The organism is Pseudonocardia sp. SID8383 (assembly GCF_009864975.1).
Taxonomy (GTDB): Bacteria; Actinomycetota; Actinomycetes; order Mycobacteriales; family Pseudonocardiaceae; genus Pseudonocardia; species Pseudonocardia alni.
Genome location: NZ_WWFY01000923.1, coordinates 1 through 4084, shown reverse-complemented (window position 1 = coordinate 4084; position 4084 = coordinate 1). Strand labels below are relative to the sequence as shown.

General features: G+C 73.8%; 5 protein-coding genes. 4 read left to right on the top strand and 1 reads right to left on the bottom strand.

What is annotated here, in order from left to right; all coding sequences use genetic code 11:
* Positions 1-588, bottom strand: a 588-nt coding sequence (locus tag GTW08_RS22190; protein WP_255497728.1) for a lyase family protein, incomplete at its 3' end; no start/stop codon positions are given.
* Positions 589-662: 74 nt separating this feature from the next.
* On the opposite strand from GTW08_RS22190, the gene GTW08_RS22185 reads away from it, so the two are divergent.
* The 4 genes from GTW08_RS22185 to GTW08_RS22170 all read left to right on the top strand — a co-directional run bounded on the left by GTW08_RS22185 (position 663) and on the right by GTW08_RS22170 (position 4052).
* Entirely contained in the window at positions 663-1310 is a 648-nt protein-coding gene (locus GTW08_RS22185) for an HAD hydrolase-like protein (protein ID WP_073574287.1), read from the top strand.
* A gap of 165 nt (positions 1311-1475) precedes the next feature.
* Positions 1476-2378, top strand: a complete 903-nt coding sequence (locus tag GTW08_RS22180; RefSeq protein ID WP_073574288.1) for an MOSC domain-containing protein — start codon at positions 1476-1478, stop codon at positions 2376-2378.
* Positions 2379-2679: 301 nt separating this feature from the next.
* Positions 2680-3423, top strand: coding sequence for a CoA transferase subunit A (locus tag GTW08_RS22175; RefSeq protein WP_073574289.1), 744 nt, complete (start codon positions 2680-2682; stop codon positions 3421-3423).
* A 2-nt stretch (positions 3424-3425) separates the two neighbouring features.
* Positions 3426-4052: a 3-oxoacid CoA-transferase subunit B gene (locus GTW08_RS22170; RefSeq protein ID WP_073574290.1), complete on the top strand. Its 627-nt coding sequence runs from the start codon at positions 3426-3428 to the stop codon at positions 4050-4052.
* The last annotated feature ends 32 nt before the right edge of the window (positions 4053-4084 follow it).

Below are 4084 nucleotides of genomic sequence, written 5' to 3'. Positions count from 1 at the left end.
CGCGGCGCCGCCGTAGGAGACCGGCAGCGCGGTGAGCACCCGGTCGAGGCCGGCGCGGGCCCGGTCCAGCCCGGTGCACCAGGTGGCGGCGACGAGACCGAAGGTGGTCGGCAGCGCCTGCTGGCCGAGGGTGCGGGCGGCGCACGGGGTGTCGCGGTGGGTGGCGGCGAGCGCGGCCGCGGCGTCGGCGCAGGCGGTGAGGTCGGCGACGACGCGGTGCCCGGCCCGTCGGGTGAGCAGCATCAGCGCGGTGTCCATGACGTCCTGGCTGGTGGCGCCCGGGTGCACCGCGCGCTCGGCGCCGGGCTGGATCCGTGCCGCGGCCGCCTTGAGCCGCTTGACCAGCGGGATCACCGGGTTGCCGCCCTCGACCGACTCGGCGGCCAGCGCGTGCGGGTCGACGCCCGCGACGGCGGCGACGGCGCGTTCCACCGCGTCGGCGTCGTGCTCGGTGACCGCGCCCTGCTCGGCGGCGACCGCCGACAGCGCCAGTTCGACCTCCAGCAGGGCGGCGATCCACGCGCCGTCGTCGAGCAGGCCGTCGACCCGGTCGGTGCCGGACAGCGGCCCGAGCAGCGTGTTCGCCATGCGTACAACTGTACGACCTGCGACCGTCGGGCAGAAGAGTCGGCCAGGTCTCCCGGGAGGCAGAATGACCCGACGTGCTGACCCACATCCTGCTCGACCTCGACGGCACCCTCGTCGACTCCGCCCCCGGCATCCTCGGCTCGATGCGCCGCGCGATCGACGAGGTGGGCCTGGACGTCCCCGAGTCAGCGCTCGGCACGCACCTGCTCGGCCCGCCGCTCTACCGCAGCCTGCCCCCGATCCTCGGCGACGAGGGGACCGCCGCCGTGCTGCCGGTGTACCGGCGGATCTACGGGGACGAGGACGGCTGCCTGGACTGCGCGCCCTACCCGGGTGTGGAGGAGCTGCTGCGCGCACTGTCCGCGGCCGGCGTGACCATGGCACTGGCCACCAGCAAGGCGGAGCCGTCCGCTCGGAAGATCCTCGCCCACCACGGCTGGACCGACCTGTTCACCGAGATCGTCGGCGACACCCGTGCCGCGGACCGGCCGACCAAGGGCGCCGTCGTCGCCGAGGCGCTGCGCCGGCTCGGGTCGCCGTCGGGTGCGGACGAGCCGCTGATGGTCGGCGACCGGCTGCACGACGTCGAGGGCGCCGCCGAGCACGGCCTCCGTTGTGTCGGAGCGGGCTGGGGCTACGCCGAGCCCGGTGAACTGGAGGCCGCCGGCGCGGAGACCGTGTACGCCTCGGCGGACGCGCTGCGGGTCGCCCTGCTCGGCTGAGCCCGGCCCCGGCCGTCCCCACACTGCACCGTCCGGGTGAACCGGTCCCGGGCCGGAGCGCATCCGCGGCGGCTCGGGACCGTCACGGCCTCAGCTGAGACGCGCCCCGCGGACCCCTCCGTCCGGCCCGTGCCGGAAATGCGGACGGGCCGCTATACACCGGACATGACGGTCGCCGCGCTCTACCGCTATCCGGTCAAGTCGATGCTCGGGGAGTCCCTGACCCGGGCCACCATCACCGAACGGGGGCTGCTGGGCGACCGAGCCTACGCGGTGCTCGACAACGGGACCGGGATCATCGCCAGCGCCAAGGTGCCCAAGCGCTGGCTCGGCCTGCTCAGCTTCGCGGCCCGGTTCGTCGCCGAGCCGGTGGCCGGGGAGCCGCTGCCTCCGGTCGAGATCACCTTTCCGGACGGCTCGGTCCTGCGCAGCGACGACGAGGGACTGGACGCCGCGCTGTCCGCCGCGCTCGGCCGGGACGTGTCGCTGATCTCGGTGCCGCCGGAGGGCAGCTACTTCGAGGAACTGTGGCCCGACATCGAGGGCCTCACCCCGCAGCAGCTCGCGCCGCGCACGCTCATCGAGGACACGACGACCCGGCACGAGGACTCCGGCGAGATCATCAGCCGGTTCGACATCTCCGCGTTCGGGGCGCCGGGCACGTTCTTCGACCTGTCGTCGCTGCACGTGCTCACCGAGTCGACCCTGGACCGGCTCCGGGAGCTGAACCCCGACGCGACCTTCGACCCGCTCCGCTACCGCCCCAACATCGTGCTGCGCGACGAGGGGACGGGCTTCGTCGAGAACGACTGGCCCGGCAGCACCAGCGCCCTGGGCGACGACGCCCGGATCACGTTCTCCTTCGCCACCATGCGCTGCGTCATGACCACGCTCCCCCAGGGCGACCTGCCCGACGACCCGGACACCCTGCGGACGATCGCGAAAAACAACCGCATCGAGATCCCGCAGGTCGGCGGGGTCTGGGCGTGCGCCGGGGTCTACGCCGAGGTAGCCGCAGGCGGGGAGATCGCCGTCGGGGACCCGCACACCGCCCCCGCCCCCGCCTGACCCACGCCGCGCCCGCCCGGCCGACGGTGCGCCGCGACGGCGGCGGTCGCCGAGATGCAGCTCAGCGGGGTACGGGGCACCCTCGGGCCCCGCTGAGCTGCATCTCGACACCGCGGGACGGCGCCCCCTGCCCCGGGGACGTCACCGGGATGCGGTCCGGGGTGGCCGGTCGGCCTCTCGGATACCCCTGAGCTGCACCTCGGCGCACGGACGACGGGTCCCGCCCTGTCGGGCGGTGTTCGCACAGCGAACATTTGTGCGTCTGTCGTACGCCGCGTACCGTCGGCGACGGAGGTGCGTGATGGACAAGGTGGTGGCATCCGCCGCGGACGCGGTCGCCGACATCGGCGACGGGGCGTCGCTCGCGGTCGGCGGGTTCGGCATGTCCGGGGTTCCGACGGTGCTGATCGCGGCACTGCTGGAGCAGGGCGCGACGGACCTGGAGACGATCTCGAACAACCTGGGCGTCGACGGCTTCGGCCTCGGCACCCTGCTCGCCGCCGGGCGCATCCGGCGCACGATCGGCTCCTACGTCGGCAACAACAAGGAGTTCGCCCGCCAGTACCTGGCCGGTGAGCTGGAGCTGGAGCTGACCCCGCAGGGCACGCTCGCCGAGCGGCTGCGGGCCGGCGGCGCGGGCATCCCGGCGTTCTACACCCCGGCCGGGGTCGGGACGCTGGTCGCCGAGGGCGGGCTGCCCTGGCGCTACGCGTCCGACGGCTCGGTCGCCGTCGAGTCCCCGGCGAAGGAGACCCGCGAGTTCGACGGCGTGACCTACGTCCTCGAGCGCGCCCTCACCCCGGACTTCGCGCTCGTCCACGCCTGGAAGGGCGACCGGCACGGCAACCTGGTGTTCCGGCGCGCGGCGCGCAACTTCAACCCGGACTGCGCCGCGGCCGGGCGGACCACGATCGCCCAGGTCGAACACCTGGTCGACCCCGGGGAGATCGACCCCGACGCGGTGCACACCCCCGGTATCCACGTGCACCGCGTGCTGCACGTCCCCGGCGTCGAGAAGCCGGTCGAGTTCAGGACGGTGCGTTGACCATGGCCCTCAACCGTGACGAGATGGCCGCCCGGGTCGCGGCCGAGCTGCCCGACGGCGCGTACGTCAACCTCGGCATCGGCATGCCGACCCTGGTGCCCGGACACATCCCCGAGGGCCGGACGGTCGTCCTGCACTCGGAGAACGGGATCCTCGGCGTCGGCCCCTACCCCACCGACGACGAGGTCGACGCCGACCTCATCAACGCCGGCAAGGAGACCGTCACCGTCGCCGACGGCGCCGCCTTCTTCGGCTCCGCGGAGAGCTTCGGCCAGATCCGGGCCGGGAAGCTCGACGTCGCCGTCCTGGGCGGGATGGAGGTCGCCGCGAACGGCGACCTCGCGAACTGGGCGATCCCCGGCAAGATGATCAAGGGGATGGGCGGGGCGATGGACCTCGTCCACGGTGCGCGCTCGGTGATCGTGATGATGGACCACGTCTCCAAGGACGGGTCCCCCAAGATCGTCGAGCGGTGCTCGCTGCCGATCACCGGCCTGGGCTGCGTCACGAAGATCGTCACCGACCTGGCGGTGATCGACGTGACGCCGGACGGGCTCGAGCTGGTCGAGACCGCGCCCGGCGTCAGCGCCGACGAGGTGCGGGAGAAGACCGGCGCCCCGCTGCGCTGACACCGCCCCGCTGCGCCGACGGCTGCCCCCGC